This is a genomic window from Flavobacterium sp. P3_A6, assembly GCF_056403035.1.
Genome location: NZ_JBFUGG010000001.1, coordinates 447,466 through 468,555 on the forward strand (window position 1 = coordinate 447,466; position 21,090 = coordinate 468,555).

Annotated in this window: 15 protein-coding genes; 2 read left to right on the plus strand and 13 right to left on the minus strand. The window is 34.3% G+C overall.

The genetic code is table 11. The annotated features are described in order from the left end of the window. The first annotated feature begins 7 nt into the window (after positions 1 to 7). Both AC1DVP_RS01820 and AC1DVP_RS01825 read left to right on the plus strand, forming a co-directional pair. Positions 8 to 1,750: a RagB/SusD family nutrient uptake outer membrane protein gene (locus AC1DVP_RS01820; RefSeq protein WP_477181848.1), complete on the plus strand. Its 1,743-nt coding sequence runs from the start codon at positions 8 to 10 to the stop codon at positions 1,748 to 1,750. Positions 1,751 to 2,062: 312 nt separating this feature from the next. Then, complete coding sequence (locus AC1DVP_RS01825) at positions 2,063 to 3,886, plus strand: alkaline phosphatase (protein ID WP_477181849.1); 1,824 nt, start codon at positions 2,063 to 2,065, stop codon at positions 3,884 to 3,886. 57 nt (positions 3,887 to 3,943) lie between these two features. On the opposite strand, the gene AC1DVP_RS01830 is transcribed toward AC1DVP_RS01825, so the two are convergent. The 13 genes from AC1DVP_RS01830 to AC1DVP_RS01890 all read right to left on the minus strand — a co-directional run bounded on the left by AC1DVP_RS01830 (position 3,944) and on the right by AC1DVP_RS01890 (position 20,764). After that, positions 3,944 to 4,129, minus strand: coding sequence for a winged helix-turn-helix transcriptional regulator (locus tag AC1DVP_RS01830; RefSeq protein WP_477181850.1), 186 nt, complete (start codon positions 4,127 to 4,129; stop codon positions 3,944 to 3,946). Continuing rightward, entirely contained in the window at positions 4,111 to 4,626 is a 516-nt protein-coding gene (locus tag AC1DVP_RS01835; RefSeq protein WP_477181851.1) for a hypothetical protein, read from the minus strand. The genes AC1DVP_RS01830 and AC1DVP_RS01835 overlap by 19 nt, the downstream gene beginning before the upstream one ends. 35 nt (positions 4,627 to 4,661) lie before the next feature. Beyond that, a complete protein-coding gene (locus tag AC1DVP_RS01840) occupies positions 4,662 to 7,529 on the minus strand; it encodes a TIM-barrel domain-containing protein (RefSeq protein WP_477181852.1) in 2,868 nt (955 codons plus the stop codon). Between the two features lie 1,310 nt (positions 7,530 to 8,839). Beyond that, complete coding sequence (locus tag AC1DVP_RS01845) at positions 8,840 to 9,736, minus strand: helix-turn-helix domain-containing protein (protein WP_477181853.1); 897 nt, start codon at positions 9,734 to 9,736, stop codon at positions 8,840 to 8,842. 58 nt (positions 9,737 to 9,794) lie between these two features. Next, positions 9,795 to 10,613 (minus strand): SDR family NAD(P)-dependent oxidoreductase, encoded by an 819-nt coding sequence (locus tag AC1DVP_RS01850; RefSeq protein ID WP_477181854.1) that lies wholly within the window; start codon positions 10,611 to 10,613, stop codon positions 9,795 to 9,797. Between the two features lie 628 nt (positions 10,614 to 11,241). After that, entirely contained in the window at positions 11,242 to 12,645 is a 1,404-nt protein-coding gene (gene lpdA / locus AC1DVP_RS01855) for a dihydrolipoyl dehydrogenase (RefSeq protein ID WP_477181855.1), read from the minus strand. A 107-nt stretch (positions 12,646 to 12,752) separates the two neighbouring features. Next, positions 12,753 to 13,193, minus strand: coding sequence for a PaaI family thioesterase (locus tag AC1DVP_RS01860; RefSeq protein WP_477181856.1), 441 nt, complete (start codon positions 13,191 to 13,193; stop codon positions 12,753 to 12,755). A gap of 1 nt (position 13,194) precedes the next feature. Next, positions 13,195 to 14,028 carry an alpha/beta fold hydrolase gene (locus AC1DVP_RS01865; protein ID WP_477181857.1) on the minus strand — a complete coding sequence of 278 codons (834 nt, stop codon included), beginning with the start codon at positions 14,026 to 14,028 and terminating at the stop codon, positions 13,195 to 13,197. A gap of 172 nt (positions 14,029 to 14,200) precedes the next feature. Further along, complete coding sequence (locus AC1DVP_RS01870) at positions 14,201 to 17,251, minus strand: efflux RND transporter permease subunit (RefSeq protein WP_477181858.1); 3,051 nt, start codon at positions 17,249 to 17,251, stop codon at positions 14,201 to 14,203. Positions 17,252 to 17,259: 8 nt separating this feature from the next. After that, a complete protein-coding gene (locus tag AC1DVP_RS01875; RefSeq protein WP_477181859.1) occupies positions 17,260 to 18,303 on the minus strand; it encodes an efflux RND transporter periplasmic adaptor subunit in 1,044 nt (347 codons plus the stop codon). Between the two features lie 17 nt (positions 18,304 to 18,320). Continuing rightward, positions 18,321 to 19,655, minus strand: a complete 1,335-nt coding sequence (locus AC1DVP_RS01880; RefSeq protein ID WP_477181860.1) for a TolC family protein — start codon at positions 19,653 to 19,655, stop codon at positions 18,321 to 18,323. Positions 19,656 to 19,708: 53 nt separating this feature from the next. After that, a complete protein-coding gene (locus AC1DVP_RS01885) occupies positions 19,709 to 20,326 on the minus strand; it encodes a TetR/AcrR family transcriptional regulator (RefSeq protein ID WP_477181861.1) in 618 nt (205 codons plus the stop codon). Positions 20,327 to 20,461: 135 nt separating this feature from the next. Continuing rightward, positions 20,462 to 20,764 (minus strand): DDE-type integrase/transposase/recombinase, encoded by a 303-nt coding sequence (locus tag AC1DVP_RS01890; RefSeq protein ID WP_477181862.1) that lies wholly within the window; start codon positions 20,762 to 20,764, stop codon positions 20,462 to 20,464. Between the last annotated feature and the right edge of the window lie 326 nt (positions 20,765 to 21,090).

The following is a 21,090-nucleotide window of genomic DNA, read 5'->3' on the forward strand; positions in this document are numbered from 1 at the left end:
ACAGAACATGAAAAATAAAATAATAGTAGCAGGTCTTGCATTCAGTTTATTCTTTAACTGGAGCTGTACTGACTTAGAAGAAAAAGTGCTTGATGAATCTTTAAACGGCGCAGGAAAGGCAGAAGCAATTAGCGGAGCAATTGCTCCCGCTTATGGACAATTAAAATCTACATGGTATCATACAAACAATTTTGGTTTGCAGTTAGTTGCCAGCGACGAAGGTATTTTGCCTTACAGAGGAGGAACAGACTGGTATGATGGAGGTAAATACTTAGCAGTACACGCACATACAACGACTTCTACCAATGACTTGGTTGCAAGTACTTGGAATGCTCTTACTAAAAACATCTCCAGAACTTTATCTGCTATTGAAGTATTGACTCCTCTTGCTGCGGGAGGAAATACAGAAGCTAAAGGAGCTTTATATGAAATGAAAGCACTGAGAGCATATTTGAATATGCAGACATTAGACAGCTGGGGACTTGTGTTTAAAAAAGAATCATCAGCTAGTACTTCAGAAATACTTAGAGGGCAAGATGCTGTTTCTTATATAGAAAGTGAGTTATTGTCTGTAGCCGATGTTATTAATACTACTAAAGGACCAGGAAGAATGACTCAGGCTGCAGTTTGGGGGCTTCTTGCAAGATTGAATCTAAATGCGGCTGTTTACCGTGATCCTTATGGTAAACCAACATTTACTGATGCTGATATGGATAAGGTCATTAAGTATACAGATAATATTATAAATTCAGGTAAATTCAGTTTATCTTCTGAGTATTTTGATTTATTTGATGATGCTAACAATTCAAATAAAGAATTAATCTTTGCAATAGATCAGCGTGGTGTTTTAAAAGATGAGCACAATCGTTGGGCATATTGGTCAATACCAGGATCAATGTTCGCTAGACCTGAATCAATTGAGACAGATGGAACAGATGGACCGGCTATAACATCAGATTTTTATCAAACATGGGTTAGTGCCTATGGCAATGTAGATCCTGCAGATGCTGATTCCCGATTTTACAAAAATAATGCAAAAGTACCGGCAAATTTAAAAGATCTTACAGGATTTTCACCATTAAACGATCAGGATCATTATTATTGTGTAAAAGCTGAGACCTTTGAAATAGACAGAGGAATCCTGAGAGGTATTCCTTGGTCTCCAAGAAAAGATGCTAATGGAGCTTTTTTTAAATGTGACGGCGGTTACAGAATTTATCCTGTTAAACAGATAAAAGGAAATGGACCTGATAAAAATGTAGGTTATGTGAATCTTACTCTGAAAGTTGATTTCACTAAGGAAGGCAGTATGCATGCTGCTGGATATAGAGTGTCTAAATACCAATTTAGCCATACTTCTCCCGATGGAAATTATTTCAGCAGTGTAGACATGGTACTGCTTAGATATGCTGAAATTTTTATGATGCGTGCTGAAGCTAAATTACGAAAAGGAGATAATTCAGGGGCATTGGCCGATATGAATAAAGTAAGAACCTCCAGAACCGCTCGTGCTCCAATTCCTGTAGCGCTTCCGTCAATCAATTTAGATATTTTGTACAGAGAATACGGTTTTGAATTTTATTGGGAAGGTTTAAGAAGAACCAATCAAATTCGTTTTGGACATTATGAAGATAAATGGACAGAAAAGTTAGATACTGATGTGAATCATAGATTGTTTCCAATTCCTCAGGTAGCAATTGATGGTGCGTCTAATACTCCCGGATATTTAATACAAAATCAGGGATATTAATTCAGATAATTATATATTTAATTTAATTTGAGGGCTATTAGCTTTCTTTGAAGAAATACTAATCAGCCTTCAAATTTTTTACCAAATAATGTATTAAAAAAATGCCAGTTGGAAGTCAAATTGATAAAAGACACTGGTAATGTTTGTTTTGTTTTGTTTTGTTTTGTTTTGTTTGTTAGTTTTTACACTGCAGGCTTACCTCAAGTCTGCAGTTGTAAAAAGAGATAAAAGACAAATTATATACTACTGTAATAAATAAAATTCTATCCAAAGTTACCTACGGCTTTGCAAATGAATAAACTTCTATTTTCGATGAAAAAAATAATAACCCTTTTTTGCCTCCAATTTTTCCTGTTTACAGAAGCACAGGAATACAATTCTTCTAATATTCATTCGCATAATGATTATGCATCTTCACTGCCTTTTTATGGAGCGTATTCTAATGAGGCTGGCGTCATCGAAGCGGATGTTTTTTTAATTAACAATGAGCTGTTTGTCGCCCATACTTCAAAAGAAATTGCGCAGGACAATACGCTAAAAAGTCTATATCTTGAGACGCTTTCATATAAATTAAAAAGTCTGGGAGGCAAAGTCTATCCTGATAATAAGCCTTTAATTTTGATGATAGATATTAAGTCTGATGCCGATGTTACCCTAAGAGCAATTGTGCAGCAGTTACAAGCATTTCCGGAAATAATCTCAAACAAAAATGTGAAAATTGTTATTTCAGGGAACAGGCCTTTGCCACAGTATTGGCCAGCATATCCGGAATTTATCTATTTTGACGGAAGACTTAATGAAAATTATTCGCCGGAAGAATTGTCCCGCGTTGAAATGATCAGTGAGGATTTAAAAAAGCTAGCCATATGGAATGGTAAAGGTGGTTTGACACAAGCTGATTTGCAAAAAGTGCAAACAGCAATTAAAAAAGTACATGATCAGCATAAAAAAATTAGATTCTGGGACACGCAGGACAATGTCAATACATGGATGACTTTGATGAATTTAAAAGTTGATTTTATTGGCACGGATAATGTTGTGGCACTGGCACAATTTATCAATAATATTAAAACAGCATTTTATCAAAATACAGAATTCCATACAGCATATATGCCTAAAAACGTGGTAGCTTTCTTTAATAAGAAGCCAAAAAATGTGATTCTTCTTATTGGTGACGGAATGGGATTAGCTCAGATTTATGCTGGTTACACAGCTAACAAGGGACAATTAAGTCTCTTTAATATTCCTACGCAAGGATTTTCAATTACGAAAGCATTGGATAGTTATATTACCGATTCGGCAGCCGGAGCAACAGCGATGGCAACAGGAAACAAAACCAATAACAGATTTATTAGTGTGGATGAAAATGGAAAACCCTTAGAATTAATTATACAGCAGTTAGCAAAGAAAAATTTTAAAACGGCCATAATCTCTTCAGGAAATATAACCGATGCAACTCCCGCGGCTTTTTACGCACATCAGCCTGAAAGAAGTTACGGTGAGCCAATAGCCAATGATTTTTTAAGCAATCCATCTGATATTTTGTTAGGTGGCGGACTAAATGAATTTAAAGCGAGGAAAGACGGAAAAGACTTGACTAAATTACTGATTGAAAAAGGGTATACTTTTTCGGAGAAATTCATCAGTTTGGATACCATTAAAAACAATAAAATTATAGTTTTAGATGATTCGGCGGTCGTTTCTATAAAAGAGGGAAGGGGAGATTTTTTAACCAAATCTTTAGCTAAAGCAACAAGTGTTTTTTCTCAAACAAAAAATCCATTTTTTATTATGGCTGAAGGTGCACAAATTGATCATGGCGGACATAAAAATAATTTAGAATATGTGGTTCGCGAAATGCTTGATTTTGACAAATTGGTAGGGCAAGCTATGGAATTTGTAGATAAAAACCCTGAAACGCTATTGATTGTAACAGCTGACCACGAAACAGGCGGATTATCATTAATCGACGGCAGTATAACAAAAGGATATGTTCATGGAAGTTTTAGTACAAATGACCATACAGCTATACCTGTTCCGGTTTTTGCTTATGGGTCCGGAGCTCAAAATTTTAGGGGAGTGTATCAGAACACTGAAATTTATGCCAAAATTATGGAGGCTCTTTTTCAAAATTGAATTAACCAAAAGAGGCTGTCTTATATAAAGATTTTAACTAAGAAGCTATTCTTAAAATTAGTGCTTCTCAACTATAATTTTATTTTCAACCACATTTTTGCGATGTTCTATTCCCCATTTATGTAGTGCTAAAACAACTTCGGTAAGTGTTTCACTATAAGGGGTTAGAGCATGTTCTGCTGTGACTGGTTTAGTGTCGCAGACAGTTCTGCTTACTAAACCATTTATTTCAAGTTCTCCCAATTCCTTTGATAGAATTCTTGGAGAAAATAAGTCAGGAACTCACGTTCTCTTCCTGTGAAAAGAATTTCAAGCGCTTTTGGAGCATGAGGGAGAATCCACCACCACATTGATTCCATTTGGCTTTCCATTGTCTCGCGGGTAAAGGAAAGGTGGGGAGTGAGCACCTCATTTAGCATGACTACCATTTCCAGATAAAATAATAATGAAATTTCTTCGCGGACTCCCAGGGGACCATCGGCCATTTTTAATTCGGGAATACCTAAACGTTCAACTCCTCTTGTACTAAACATACTGTTTCCGTGCAGCATTCCTATTTTTTCTTCCAGGGTCATTTGAGAAATCAATTTCTCAATTTCTGCATCATACTCCGTCGTCATTTCTTTTCCTTTATATACTATTTCAGTTTTCCCTTCTGTAGGTGATACATTACCATTATTACAAGAATCAACAATAAATGATGAAACGGCAATAGATAAAATGATTAATTTATTTTTCATTTCGATTATTTTTATTTTGCTTTATGGTTTTGCAGTTATTTTAATGTAATGGTTTGCAGGTGCCCATCATAATTGACAACTTGCCCCTGAGCATCATATACAAAAGCTTTACGGTTTTCTTTACTTACAACTATAATAACAAACTTTCGGTTTTTTAACATTCCTTTAAATTCTCCTTTACGCTCGCCAATAGTTAAGACACTATTTGTTTCATTATAACTGATTGGAATGCTGGAATGGAATCCTTTTTCATAATTATAATTTACACCTTCGTCCTCATATAAATTAAAACTTCCGTTTTTGCCTTTATATACATACAGAAGAATAGGGTCAGCCGGTTTTTCATCGGTATATTGTATTTCTGGTCCAACAGGGATAATGGCTCCTTCAGGGATAAATAGTGGAATGCGGCCGTATGGTGCATCTACTGATAAAGTTTGACCTCCCTTAATATAATCCCCGGTATTAAAATCATACCAATTAATTCCCGCAGGAAAATATACATCTCTTTTACGAATACCATAATTATAAACGGGGCAGACCATAAAATTTGGGCCAAACATAAACTGATCATTACTATTGACAACTTTTTTATCATTAGAAAAATCCATAATTAATGGACGCATAATCGTATAATCGTCAAAATGAGTCATCCCTGCCATGGTATAGATATATGGCATTAATCTGTAACGCAAATTGTCATAAAACAAAATAGACTCATAAGCCGGATGCCCTTTCGGGGCTATATTCCAAGGCTCACGATAAGGAAATTGTCCATGCGATCTGTATAATGGTGCAAATACACCAAATTGATGCCAGCGTGTATTCAATTCTTTCCATTCTTTGTTGTCTGAATTTTCTATTCCATTTTTATCATATTCCTTTTGAGCCTCTACATAACGATCTTCGACACAGAATCCGCCAATATCCATAGTCCAATATGGAATACCACTAATTGCAAAGTTTAAACCTGCCGAAATTTGTGCTTTCAAATCTTCCCAGCGTGTTGCAATATCACCACTCCATGTTGCTGTTGAATAACGTTGTAATCCTGCAAAACCTGATCTGGTTAATAAAAACACCCGCTTATTTGGTTCTACACTGCGTTGTCCATCATAAATGGCTTCAGCATTCATTAAAGCATAGGTATTGAAATATTCTGTCGCCGGGCCTAAAGCGGTTGGTCCCTGCAATGCTTTACGGTAATCCATATCTGTACAATCCAGTACATTTGGTTCACTGGCATCCATCCACCATGCATCAACTCCTGTCGGATATAAATTTTCATAAATTTGTTTCCAAAATAGTTTTCTCGCACCGCTTGAATAAGCATCATAGAAAGAACCTACATAGCCTGGACCAACCCAATCACGAACATTATCTTTTATGGCTTGTTGGTACATCCATCCTTTTTGGTCAAATTCTTTGAAATGTTCGGTAGTTTTATAAAATTTAGGCCATACCGAAATCATCATTTTGCCATTCATTGCGTGGATAGAATCTACCATCGCTTTTGGATTAGGGAAACGTTTTGGGTCAAATTGATGACTCCCCCAGGAATCTTCTTCCCAGTAATTCCAATCCAATACAATATTATCAATCGGAATTTTACGTTCTCTGAATTCCTTAAGATTGCTCAAAATTTCGTCTTCGGTTTTATACCTCTCACGACTTTGCCAATAACCCATTGCCCATTTTGGCATAATTTGAGCTTTTCCGGTCAAAGTACGGTATCCTTTAACTATTTGATCCATAGAATTGCCATGAACAAAATAATAATCTATTTTTTTATTCATTTCGCTCCACCAAACCTGATTGCTTTTTTCTTCAGTTAGTTGAGGGGTTCTTACTCTTAATCCGCAGTAAGATGTACCTCCATTTGGTTTCCATTCTATTCGTAAAGGAACTCGTTTTCCGGCTTCTAAATTCATTGAGAATTTGTAGCTGTTAGGATTCCAGGCGGTTCTCCAACGCTCTGGAACTACTAATTGATTATTCAAATAGACTTTAACATAACCGGAATAATACAAAGTAAATTTGTATTCTCCATTTTGTGGTGCTTCAATATCACCGTCATAAGTGACGTTAGCATTTTTTAAAGGAAAATTTTCCGGTAAGTTTTTAAAACTTTTGACATCTTCAAAGAAAATAGATGCTTCTTTTCGAACCAGATTTATTTTATCATTATCAGGTGTATTATAAGTACCTGTTAAACTATTAGCTTCACCATTTTTATCATATAATTTAAAAACAGCATTTAATTGTTCATAAGGACGGCTGTCCCCAAAACGGCTTAATGAATAACTATCCCATAAAAGACCATAGTTTTTATTGGAAATAATAAATGGTACAGAAACTTTAGTGTTGTATTGAAATAATTCTTCACTTTTATCTTTGTAATTAAACTCGTCTGATTGATGCTGCCCTAAGCCATAAAAAGCTTCATCTTTTGGTGATTCAAAAATTTGGCGGACTGCATACCCTTTAGTCCCTTCAACTTCCACCGGACTGAATGTTTTACCACCACCGGCACTTTCGGACAAAATAAGTTTTCCGTTTTTATCTTTAAACTTAACGCCACCATCTTTTGGGGAAATCATTACATTTAAAGTTTCGGTAACTAATTTAATAGAATCTTTTTCCTTAGAAACGTTAAAAGAAACATTGTCAATATGAGGCACAATAATTAAACTAGAATCTTTTGGAAATTCATTTTCTGGTGTTGCAGACACATGAATCAAATCATTTCCTAAAACCTGTAACCGTAATTTGCTTAATTGGTGTTCTTTAGGATGGCTTATGTTTACAATTATGCCATTATCCGTCTTTTTGTAATGTTTAGTAGCGCAAGATGCGAATACCAATCCGGTGATTAAGCCTAAACATATTTTATTTCCTTTCATAGGTGATATTTTTTTTATTGGTCATATCTAATTCGCATATCTTCATTGGTATTTGCGACCAATTTTCTTTTGCGATTATTTCATAATTAATTTATTTCGAAACTCTGAGTATCATTCGGCTTGTTTTATATCAATATTGATTACAAAAAAACAGGATTAATAATTTTTCTTAATGTAAAAATATATGGAAACAGTAAAAAGAAGGCATGATTCCTAAATATAAATGCGTTCATTTTTTTACTAAAATAGTATAAGCTTGAAAATTAAATTCTTTATTGATTAATAGATTATCTCTATTTGTCATAATCTTTTCAATAATAAACATAATACTGCGGTGTAAAAGTATCAATTAAGAAAAAATTAAAATGGCTGGAAATGTATTCAATATTGTACTTGAATGTGTTATTTTTAAATATATATCTAAAATAGTGCTCAAATATTATAAATCTGGCCATTGAACAAAAGTAATAGGCCTTATTGAGGACTCAATAAATTTCATTAGCAGTATTAAATTTTGGAACTATTACTTTATTCTGGATTTAGAAAAATCTACATTTTATTATTGCTGATTGCAATATTTGTTAATTCTTCTTCAGTAACCCAAATTGCGTAGTCAATTTTTGGTTCGACATTTCTAAAAAAAAAAAACAATTTTTATTCGTCTCGAGACATTCAGATCAAAGTACTGACTACCGTTCAATCTCTGATGCTCTGACTTCATAAGGAGTAATGACGGTAGTATTTTAATGAAAGCCACAGAAAAGTATATTGATTTAACGGTTTACCTATCGGGAATTTACATTTTAAATGTTCAGACACCTATCGAGAAAAAATCATTTAAGATTATGAAAAAGTAGTGGGAGGACATCTTAATATCATAAATTGCATTAGTATAGAGTTAGTTTATTTAGCACTGTACTACTGTTAAATTTCCTTGAATGATATTCCTGTTTCTGGCCAAGAACCTTTCTGCTCAACAGCATAAATTTTGGCTAAAGTTCCCCAGTTTTAATGCCGAAATTTTATTTGTAATTGGATGGGTAGCCAGATTTCTAATTCTTTCTTTATGATGATTTTAGATATTCTTGGAGCTAGAAACAAAGGAAATTAGTTTGTGATTCTAGTAACCCGCTGGGTGTAATTGTTTTGAATTACACTCAGTAGATTCTATTATTAATATATTTTAGTTCTTTTAGTTGAGGAACTTTTATATCGACTTAGGGATTTTTACTTAATATCAAATAAGTAAAAAGTGTTATATGCTTCCATCAAGTATTCTAACAGAATTGATCAAACTCATGTTTAATCACTTAATTTAAACTTTGCTCTTTGAATATATTAGGTGGGATTCCAACTTCTTTTTTAAACAAACGGGAAAAATAAGTAGGATTTTCAAATCCCAGAGAAACAGAAATTTCAGTAATATTCATTTTTCCTTCTTTCAATAAATTTTTTGCTTCTGAAATCAAATAGAGATGAATAAGCTCCAAAGCAGTTTTTCCGGTTTCCTGTTTTAGCATATCACTCAAGTAACGTGGAGAAATATTCAATTTTTCCGCCAAATAACTAACAGTAGGAAGTCCTAAATCATTGTTTTTTCTATTTTCAAAATATGAAGAAAGAATATCATTAAACTTTGTAAATGTTGCCCCGGATAATTCCTCACGATTGATAAACTGTCGTTTGTAAAAGCGCTGTGCATATTTAAGCATCGTGTCAAGATGACTGAGAATAATGGTTTTGCTAAAATCATCAGTATTGTTATGATATTCTTTTTCCATCGCATACACCAGATTCCAAATTGTTTCTTCTTCACTGGGCGAAAGGTGCAATGCTTCATTTACTTCATATTCAAAATAAGCATATTTCTTGATTTCATTATGCATAGTTGTTCCAGATAAAAAATCCTCGTGAATAAGAATTACGAAACAGTCTTCCTCTAAACGAATGTTTTTACATCCAGTAATCTGCCTTGGTTTGATGAATGACATTTTCCCTCGGTTATGATCGTATTTTGTTTTTCCGTATTGCATGCTTCCCGATTCGACCTTTTTAAAAATAATGATATAAAAATCAGCCGTAAATTCAGAATCCTTGCCAACATTACAACATTCCATATTGCCCCGCGAAATATAAAACAACGGATGTTCGGGAGCTTTAAGTCCGATAGCCTGATTGTAACTACTTATTTTATCGAAATGATTCATCTGTTTAATTTTAAAAGAAAAGCAGAACCCGAAGAATCGGATTCTGCAAATTTAAACTTTATTTTCCATGTGCCGCTTCAGAAACGTCCTGCCATTCTTCCCAGATTTTCAAACGTTCGCCATAAGCATATTTAGTCCATTGAACACCAGCTTTGCCTAAAAGCAATCTTAATGGAGGGTTTTCTGCATCTACCAGTTTTAAAACAGCTTCTGAAGTCGCTTCAGGCACGCCATTATCTTCTTCTTTGTTTCCTGCGAAAAGTGCTGTTCTTACGGCATCATACTGTGGCAAAGGTTTACTTTGTACTGCAGAAGATGCAGCAAAATCGGTTTCATAACCATTTGGTTCTACAAGAGTGACTTTGATTCCGAATCCTGCAACTTCTGCAGCCAAAGATTCAGTCAAACCTTCAACAGCAAATTTGGAAGCACTGTAAATTCCTAAAGTAGGCAATGCAATAACCCCCAAAACACTTGAAAGCTGGATGATATGACCCGATTTTTGTTCGCGCATAATAGGAATAACTGCCTGCGTAAGCCAAATCAGTCCAAGTACATTGGTTTCAAATTGTGCACGGATTTCCTGCTCTTCCAATTCTTCAATCGCACCAAAATGTCCGTATCCTGCATTATTAATCAATACATCAATTGCTCCAAAATGGCTTTTTGCTTTTGAAATTGCTTCAAAGGATGCCTTTTTATCGGTTACATCTAATTGTAAGACCAATAAATTTTTCTGATATTCTGATGCTAAATCCTTTAATGATTCTGTATTTCTTACTGTTGCTACAACATTATCGCCACGTTTAAGAAAAGCTTCAGCCCAAATTTTACCGAATCCTCGGGATGCACCTGTTATAAAAATTGTCTTTTTCATTGTACTATTATTTTATTGTTTTAATTATTGAGACAAATTTCCATCAATTGGTGATAAATAGTATGATACAAAAGTGGGTAATAATGAAACGTTTTAACGAAATCGTATCAATTATTAAAGGTATTTAGGATATGCAAATAAGAACTGCACATTATGTTAAGCCCTATTGTGGCTGTAATCACATATTTTTTTTTAACCTGTTGGGTGAAATTATTAAAAACGTCAGTTCGAGTGTTTTTTGTGTAGTAAAACGGAACAAAAAATGTATCGAGAACCGTTTTTAATGAAATCTTTCTTGTTCTCGATACAATTTTCTATCGAAAATCACTCGAACTGACGAAAAATTATCATTAAAAACTAATTTCATCCAACGGTTTTTCTATTAAAAATTTGATCGGAATTTTAAAAAGGTATTTTAGTAGAACTAACCGCCAGATTAGAACTTGCTTTAGCAACAATTCTGCTGTTATTTTGATTTGTAACTACCGCATTGAAATGAATAATTGTTTTTTCTAATTTGATTAATTCTGTTTTAACCAAAACAGTTTGACTTTCTGCAAGAGAATTAAAAAATGATGTCTATTAAAACTATTATGCTGTTTATTAGATTGCATATTGCTTATTTATTCTAAATATTTATTGCTGGTTGTCCAGAAGCGATCATATAGGCTTCTTTTAATACTTCTGAATAGGTAGGGTGTGCGTAAGATATGTTGAACATATCTCTATCAGTTACTTCATATTCTAAAGCCACAACTGCTTGAGCAATTAAATCTGCGGCTCTGGGCCCAATAATATGAACGCCAAGCACTTCACCATATTTGGGTTCTGATAATACTTTAGCAAAGCCCTCTTTCTCCATAGAAGCTCTAGCTCTGGCACTTGCAGAGAATGGAAATTTTCCTTTTCTGTATTCAATGCCTTTAGCTTTTAATTCTTCTTCGGTATAGCCTACAGAAGCAACTTCGGGCCAAGTATAAACGACTCCAGGAATTCTATTATAGTTGATATGTGGTTTCTGTCCGTTTATGATTTCTGCTACAAAGACACCTTCTTCTTCCGCTTTGTGAGCAAGCATTGGACCTGCTACTACATCTCCAATGGCATAAATTGAAGGTACAGTGGTTTGCAGTTTTTCATTGGTTATAATTCTTCCTTTTTCATCGAGTTGGATAGTGGTGTTTTCTAACCCCAGCCCTTCCGTATAGGGTTTGCGTCCTACAGCCATCAATACATATTCAGCTTCCAGCTTATGTTCGGACTGATTTTCATCTTTATAATATACGATGGCTTGTTTGTCTTTGTTTTCTACATTATAGACGCTTTTATTCAACTGAATATCAATACCTTCCTTGATAAGTGTTTTTCGTAGGTTTGCTCCCAATTCACGATCCATGGTGGTAATTAGTTCATTGGCATATTCGATGATGGTTACTTTAGTTCCAATTCGATTGTAAATTGATGCCATTTCAACTCCAATGACTCCACCGCCAATGATGATCATACTTTTAGGTTTTTCGCTCAACGTTAAAGCTTCGGTGGAGGTGATTATTCTTTTTTTATCGATTGTAATTCCAGGAAGAGAAGCAGGTTTGGATCCTGTTGCTATTATAAAGTTTTTGGCTTGAATTTCTTGGTTTGAATTATCCGTTTTAATGACTTTAATAGAGGTGTTGCTTAAAAATTGAGCTTTGCCTTCGATGACAGTAATTTTATTTTTATCCATTAAATAATTCAATCCTCTCGTATTTTGAGAGATTACATTATTTTTACGTGCGATAAATTGTTGAAAGTTTAAGTTAATTTCTTCAACTTCAATTCCGTGCTCTTTAAAATTATGAGTTGCTTGAGCATAGTGTTCGGAACTGTCTAATAAGGCTTTGGTAGGAATACAACCTACATTGGTACAAGTTCCTCCTAAAGTAGGGTATTTTTCTATAATCGCAGTTTTATACCCCAATTGGGCAGACCGTATGGCGGCCACGTATCCGCCTGGTCCAGATCCGATTACTACTATATCATAATTTTCCATAGCAAATATATTTGAGTTTTATCCGATGCTTATAATTGTTGAGGTACTACTAGAACTCTTGCAATAGTAGTACAATATTATTTTTTACCTTTTTTATAGGTTTCCATTTAAAAGGGAATTTTTATTTGGCTGACTGCTAAATTAGAAGTTGCAAAAGCAATTACTTTTTGTTCTTCATTCATCACTTCTGCCTTTAAGTTTATGATTGTTTTTCCTTTTTTTACAACTTTGGTTTGAACGGTTACTGTTTCTCCTTCTTTAGCTGAACTGAAGAACTCTACATTTAGGTTTATGGTAGGATAAAAGTATTCCAAACCTAAAATAAAAAATGTAACGCCCATGCAATCGTCTATCATACCCGAAATAACGCCACCATGAAGCATTCCTACAGGATTGGTCATCTCTTTTCTTACCTCAAATTGAAATTCAACTGAATTTTCATCAACAGAAACTACCGTCCCATTCAGCCATTTGGCGAATGGGGACGGGCTTTCTGAAAAGGGTTTACCAACCAAACTTTGAAGTAGTTGAAGTCTTTTGTTTTCCATCTTATTTTGCTATAAATTCTAATGCTCTTTTTACAAAATCTTCATGGTTTTGGAATATTGAACCGTGACCTGCATCCTTGTAAATAATTATCTCTGAATTTTTTATGCGATTTTTTAATTCGTATGAATTACTGGCAGGAACCATTTTATCGTTGTCACCGTTTACAACTAAGACAGCTTGTGTAATTACTGATAAGTCTTGCGGAGCTTGCAATCCATAAGCTTTTATTGCTTCGAGCTGATGTGTCAGGTGTTTCATTTTCAATTTCTCGCCTCTATTTTCTTTTCTTTCTTTTAGCCTTTCAAGATAGCTTTTTGCCGCTTTGTGTCCATTGGCATTGCTGTTAAAGAATAAATAGAATTTTGGATTTCTGAAGGTAAAATTCCCTTTGATTACATCTTTGATAACTACGGGTGTCATTTTGCTGATACCAGCACCACCAGCAGGTCCGGTACCAGCAAGAATTACTTTGCGTACAAGTTGTGGCTCACGAAGTAAAATTTCCTGTGAGATGAAACCGCCTAATGAAAACCCGAAAAGGTCAACTTTTTGATAACCGAGTGCTTTTATAAAAGCTATTGCATCTGTAGCCATTTCTGCAACGTTTTTTGGAGTTACTCCTCCTGTAGAACCTATGCCTCGATTATCAAAGCAAATGATTGGATGTTCGGAAGCGAAGCCTTCCATAATTTTCGGGTCACAATCATCCATTGTAGCGGTTAAGTGATTTAGAAAAATTATTGGTAAGCCTGGTTTATCTTCGCCAAGTTTGCGATAATAGAAATCTGTTCCTCCAACATTTACGGATTGTGTTTTTACATTTTTGAAGTTCATAATTGTAGTTTTTAGTGAATTATTATTTTAATTATTTGTTTGATTATGTGCAATATTAATCCCTATGAAAGGTAAAAGTAGTAATAATTTTATTTTTTTATTTTTACAAATTTTTATTATATCCAGGATTATTATATCACTTTTTTTGGAAAGTTATTATTGATTTAAACGCCTATACTTCCTCAATTGTTGGTGGAATCAATTTATACATCACAGGAGTCACAATTCTGGAAAGAATGGTAGAACTTATTAGTCCTCCAATTAATACAATGGCCAATGGTGCAATTAAAGGATTTGAGTTCAATGCAAGAGGAATCAGACCACAGATTGCCGTAATGGAAGTCAGTACCACAGGCAAAAAACGGGTTTCTCCGGCAATAGCAATGGCTTCATCAATTGAATGTCCTTCCAGTCGCAATTGATTGGTGAAATCTACCAAAAGAAGCGAATTTTTAACCTGAATTCCGGAAAGACCAATAAAACCAATAATAGCGACCAATGACATAGGACTTCCGGTAATAAGCAGTAATACAACACCTCCTAAAACGCCTAACGGGATAATAGAAAGTACAATTATTATTCCTTTGAATGTTTTGAACTGCAACAGCAATACACCAATGAAAAGGAACGTGCTCAGAATAATTACCGCTAGAAAATTTCCTCCCAAAGCATCACCTTCAGATTCTTTTTCTCCGGACAATTTATAATAATATCCTTTTGGCATTTTCAGTTTATCCAATTTAGGAATAATCTCTACCAGCAGATCATTAGCATAATACCCCTTTCCTGATAATGCCGTTACTTTTGAAAATCGCGATTTATTGAAATGATTAATTGCTGTTGGCGAAGTTTCAAAAGATATTGTTGCAATTTGGTTTAGTGCAATAGGCGTTCCCTGAATATTATTTACATACAAATTTTTAAGTGCATCGAGATTAGAAAATTTATCTCTTGGGAGTGTGAGCGTAACATTTCGTGCATCGCCACGGTCATCTATATAATCTCCAACAGTTAATCCTGCCACGGCAAGACGAATTACTTTATCAGCCTCGCTTGTTAATACGCCAAGTGTTCTTGCTTTTTCTTTATTGATTTTTACTTTAACATCTGTTTTATACGTATTCAACTCATTATTAATGTAAACCGTTCCTTCCTGATTTCGTAAAATATTTTCTACCTGAGAAGATAATTTACGTAAAACTTCCTGGTCTTCTCCAAACAGTCTCACTACAATATTTGCTTCAAGAGGTGTTCCCTGTTCGAAGTCTTTAACTTCAACCTTGGCATAGGGCATCGTTTTAAATTTTTCCCTAAGTTTTTCAATCAAAGCTGTTTTTTCATTAGGGTTTGCCTCATCGTCCAATTGAACAAAAATCTGAGCAAAGTCGGGTTTTCTGTCTTGTGGATGTACATTGTAATAAATTTGCGGATTCCCTTTACCAACGTTGGCAGTATAAAACACAATTTCTTTATGGTTTTTTAATTCAGATTCTATCAATTTTGTAACCCTGTCACTCTCTGATATATTTGCCTGCAGCGGTAGTTTTATATTAATTAAAAACATTGGTTTTTCAGAAGTTGGGAATAATTTAAATCCGGTTGCCTTAAACAATCCAAAAGCGGTAATGCTTAAAAATATAGATATAGCAATAGTTGTTTTTGGGAATTTTAATGCTTTAGGCATTATATCTCTGTAACTTCTGGTAAGGAATTTTTGCAAATATTGAAGAAAGACATTTCCTTCTCCGTGTTCGTGTGTTTTTAAAAATCTGCTTCCCAAAAATGGAACTAATGTCAAGGCTACAATCATAGAAGCCAATACACTTGTAATAACCGCCATTGGAAGACTTCTAATAAATTCACCCGAAACATCAGGAAGAAAAACCAGTGGTAAAAAGGCAATAACAAGTGTTGCCGTACATCCCACAACAGCAATTCCTATTTGTTTTGTGCCTTTTAAAACGGCATCCATTTTAGAATGTCCTTCTCTAAGCCAGCGCTCGATGTTTTCTACCACCACAATACTATCATCCACCAATAATCCTAAAGCTACCACTAATCCAACAATACTTAACTGGTTTAAGGAATACCCTAAAGCATTCATTGCGATCAGTCCCAAAGCCAATGATAATGGTATCGAGATCATCACTATTAGAGATGCTCTTGACCCTAATGGCAACAATGTAATAATAACTAAAATGATTGCAAGTGCAAAATCAAAGCCCAAATGCCCTAAACGCTGTGATACCATATTAGCCTGATCAAAGTTTTTAATCAGCTTGATGTTTTGAGGTAAGTCTTTCGAGAATTCTTCTACGATTGGTGAAAATTCTTTCTGAACATCGGTAATATTTACATTGTCCTTCATTCCGGCAGTAACCAAAATGCATCGGTGTCCGTTTATACGGGTAATATGATCTACTGTTTGAGATTTGTAGCCCACTTCGGCAACATCTTTCATATAGATTATTTTTCCGTTTGCATTGTAAATAACGGTATTGGCAACATCTTCTGCGTTCTTAAATTTACCGCTGGTTTTTACATTAAATACTTTGCTGTCAAGATCGATGCTTCCTCCCGGAATATCGGCTGCTTCACTTTGTAAGCTTCCCATCACGAGATTTAACGGAATTTTTAATTGTGCCAGTTTATCCAATTGCAAATCAATACGAATTTCCTGCTCAGGAATTCCAGCATATTTTACATCTTTAAGATTGGTAATTTTTTCTATTTTTGTCTTCAGTTTGTCAGCCTCATCACGCAGTTTTTTGTCAGAGGCATTTTCTGAGACTAATGCTACCTGAAGAATTTTCACATCTGAAGATGCAATTTTCTCGGTTTTAATCTGGTAAATATCCTTTGGAAGTTCGCTGTTTTTCAACGCATTCATTTCAGTAGATATCTCCTGATATTTATTATCAACGTCTACGCCATATTTAAATTTTACCTGAAAAGCGGCTACACCATCTTCAACGGTAGTTAATATTTTATCAATGTTTTCAAGTCCGTAAATTTTATTTTCGATAGGTTTTACAACTTGTTCCTCCATATCTTTTGGACTGGTACCCGGATAAATAACCGTAATAAGATACTGGGGCGGGTGAGTGGAAGGGTCTTCTGATCTTGGCATCGAAAATAAGGTAAGATACCCCACAACGGCTACCAGAAGAAATATGATCAGTGTAAACTGATAATTTTTGACGGCAAAGTTTGTAATTTTCATACTATTAGTTATTTAATGATTTTGATCGTCGATTGTTCGTTTAGATAAGCACTGTTAGAGATCACTATCTGATCTGTTTTCTGAAGGCCGTCCTTTATGAATACCTTGTTATTTTCAAATTTACTAATCGTAACAGGCTGACGTTTTACTTTGTTATTGGCTGCTATAAATACAAAGGCTTTGTTTCCATCTGCTTCAATAAGTGAATTATAAGGGATGATGATAAAATCTTCTGCATTTTCTGCTTTAATTTCGGCTTTCCCAAACATACCAACTGCCGGTTTACTGTTTTTCATATTCAGTTTCAATTCTACCTGAAAAGAACCTACTGCCGCATCTGCAGACTGTGACTTTCGAAAAACAAAGGCATCAAAGTACTCTTCGGGATAACCATCAAGAGTAACGGTTGCTTTCTGACCAATTTTTGTTGATGCCCATTCTTTATCTGTCAAACCGATTTTTAATAAATAGTTGTTATTTTTGTTTGTTTCATTTATTGCCAGAATAGGAGATCCGGCGCCAACTACTTCCCCTTCGTTAGCTATCTTACTGGCTACAAAACCATCGGCAGCAGCATATATTTTAGCATAACGCGCATTAAAAGCAACAGCATCTTTCTGCTTTTTAGCAATGTCAAGACCTGTTTTTGTGTTTTGAAGCTGTTCTAAGGTGTATACACTGTCTTTGTATAAATTGTTGGCGCGGTTGTAATCACGTTCGTATTTTTTTACATTCAAATCCGTTTGATTTAAACCGGCATTAATTTCGGTTGCATCTAAGGCTGCCAAAAGCTGGCCTTTTTTAAAAAACTGGCCTTCTTCAACATAAATTCGACTCACTACACCACCTATTTTAAAACCATAATTGGCTTGGTTTTCTGTGGTTACTAATCCTGATGCACTTATATTATTTGTAAGTGCCAAAGATTGAACAGTTGCTGTTTTAATTGGAATAATATCAGCAGTTTCGAATGGTGTATGTTCTTTTTTTTCTTCTTTACAAGCATAAAAAAGAGGAAAGACAAGAAGGCATAGTATTAATGATTTTTTCATAATTATTATTTTTTTGATTAATTAAAAGTAAAAGTTGCATTGGCTCTTTCTAATTCTGCAAAAGCGATCCAGGAATTATAAAGGGCAATATTGGTATTAAGCTGGGCATTTACCCATTGATTTTGTGCATCCAGAAGTTCAATGTAGATGGCCTGACCTTCTTTGTATAATTTGGTTATATCCTCATTATATTTTTTGGCTGATTCTTTTTGATTTTTATCGGCGTAGAATTGCTCCAAAGCGGATTTTAAATTATTCTGTGAAACCTGAAACTGAAGCAATAACTGCTGTTTTACGTTATCGATCTGCGAACTGATTTTTTTACTGTCTTCTTCTGTTTGTTTGAGTTTGAATTTATTTTTGTTGCCTGAAAAAATATTCCATTCCAAACCTACTCCTGCAAAATAGTAACGTGATTGTTTGTTTACTTCAAAATCAAAATCCTGAATTCCAAAATCAGCAAACCCGTTTACCTTTGGAAACCAATACGACTGCGTAAGTTTGCTTACATTATCGTTTATTTCTTTTACCTGGGTAAGTTTTTGTAATTCTTCCCTGTTTTGGGTATTTTCTGAAACAGCGTCAATTGGTGGCGCTTCATTTTCATCGACTTCAATTACTGCATCCAGCTTTTCATTAAGTAAAAAATTAAAATAAGACCTGGCATTATTACTGTTTTGTTTTGCCGTTTCCAGGTTTGCCTGTATACGTATTACCTCATTATCACTTCGCAAGACAGCCGTACGGTTTATCTTTTCATTTTTAAATAAGGATTTGTTTACTCGCTGGTTTTCCTTAACCAATGCTAAAGCATCCTCATAAATTTTAATTCCTTCAACCGATTGGAGGTATTTGTAGTAGGCTGTTTTTATTTCCTTGACTAATTCCCTTTGATATATTTCCAGCTCTATTTTTTGTAATGAAGTCTGTTGGTTTTTGATTCTCTTGTTATAGATAATTTCAAAATTCAGTAAAGGCATTGTGGTATGAATTTTAGCATCATAGAAATTATCCGGATTAATTAGAACAGACTGGTTCTCCAGAGTCGGAAAAGCATTCGAATTTGTAATTTGATTCAGGGTATTGTATACCGGATTCAGCATATCACCAATCGGAATATCAATTGTTCTTCCTCCTTCAGCCCTGGTATAACTTCCGTTTAAGGAAACGGTAGGGTAGAACAGGGAGCGCGCTTCTTTTAAGGCATACATACTTTTGTTAATATCAAAGTTGTGTTGCTTTATTACTTCGTTATTTTTTAGCCCGACTTCAATATAGCCGTCAAGCTTACTCTGTGAATATCCCAGATATCCAAATAAGACCAGTGTCAGAGTTAGTGTTTTTTTTATCATATTATACATTGTTTTTTAATTGAACGTTGTTCATTTTTTAAATCAAAAAATTTTTAAAGTTTCTTTATTATTTTTAAATATTCATTGTATCCGTCAAACAGAATTGTATCGGGATTAGAAAATTTCACACCTTTTGTTCTCTGGCGTATTTCAAGACAGCACATTCCGTGTACTAAGCTCCAAATCATAAATGACAATGGTTCTGATAAATGCCCTTCAAAATGTCCTTTACTCATACAATCTTCCACAGTAGTCTTTAAAGCTCCAAAGGTATCAACACCTTCATTCCATCCTTCTTTTTCAGAGTTTTCAAGAAATTCCATTGGTGCTTTAACATTAAACATCAAATCATACATTTCAGAATTTTCCATGGCAAACTTTATATACGTAAAGCCCATTTTTCTTAGGCGTTCCATTGGATCTTCAATCGCGAATAATTCTTTAAAATACCCTCCTAGTTCCTGAAAACCAATAGAGTGCAAATCATGGAGAATGGCATTTTTATCTTTAAAATAGACATATACGGTTCCCACGCTATAGTCTATTTCATCGGCAATATTTCGAATAGTAGTCTGTTCAATTCCTCTTTCTAAAAAGAGCTTTTTTGCTCCTTTTAAAATGAGTGATCTTAAGGCTTCTTTTTCACGTGCTTTTCTTTCTGCTGTACTCATAAAAATAATATTCTTTTGCAAATGTATGTATATTTTTTGAACAACGTTCATTTTTTTTTAAATATTTTTTTTCAAGCTAAACATATTAAAAATTATATAATGTAAAATATTGAAATATAGTGGTGTTAACAATTTTTACTGTGTGGCGAAACTATTAATATTGCTGTGTTTAAAGCATGACCTTATGCCATTTTTGGATTTTTGGGAAATTAAGGAACGTTTGTTATAAACTTTTATAGCACTGGTATTACAACCGCTTTTATCAATATTGATGATTTTTGGACTTTTGTTATTATTAATAGCTTTAATCATAAATGATTGGACACTCATTCTTTGTCTTCTTTTAGTTAAAAGAAAATCTACTGTATTTCCTGATTTATCAATAGTCCTATACAAGTAACACCAAATACCTTTGACTTTTATATAGATTTCATCCATATTCTCCAGCTCGTGTCAACTCGGCGCTTTCTCATCATCATCTGTGACTCAATAAACGGAGCAAATTTGCATACCCAGCGCTGGATCGTCGCATGATCAACCGGAACACCTCTTATTTTCATTATCTCCTCAACGCCTCGATAACTCAATGTAAATCTTAATTTGAAATATACTGCCTGAAGAATTATATATTTTGGATAACAGTGACCTTTGATGTTCATTTCAAAGTTTTTTCAATCTAAAGATAAAAGTTATCTTGGTTCAGGTCATGTTGGTGAACGTTCCAAGGTATTAAAATGTCCTAAAAACAGGAGAGTATATAATGC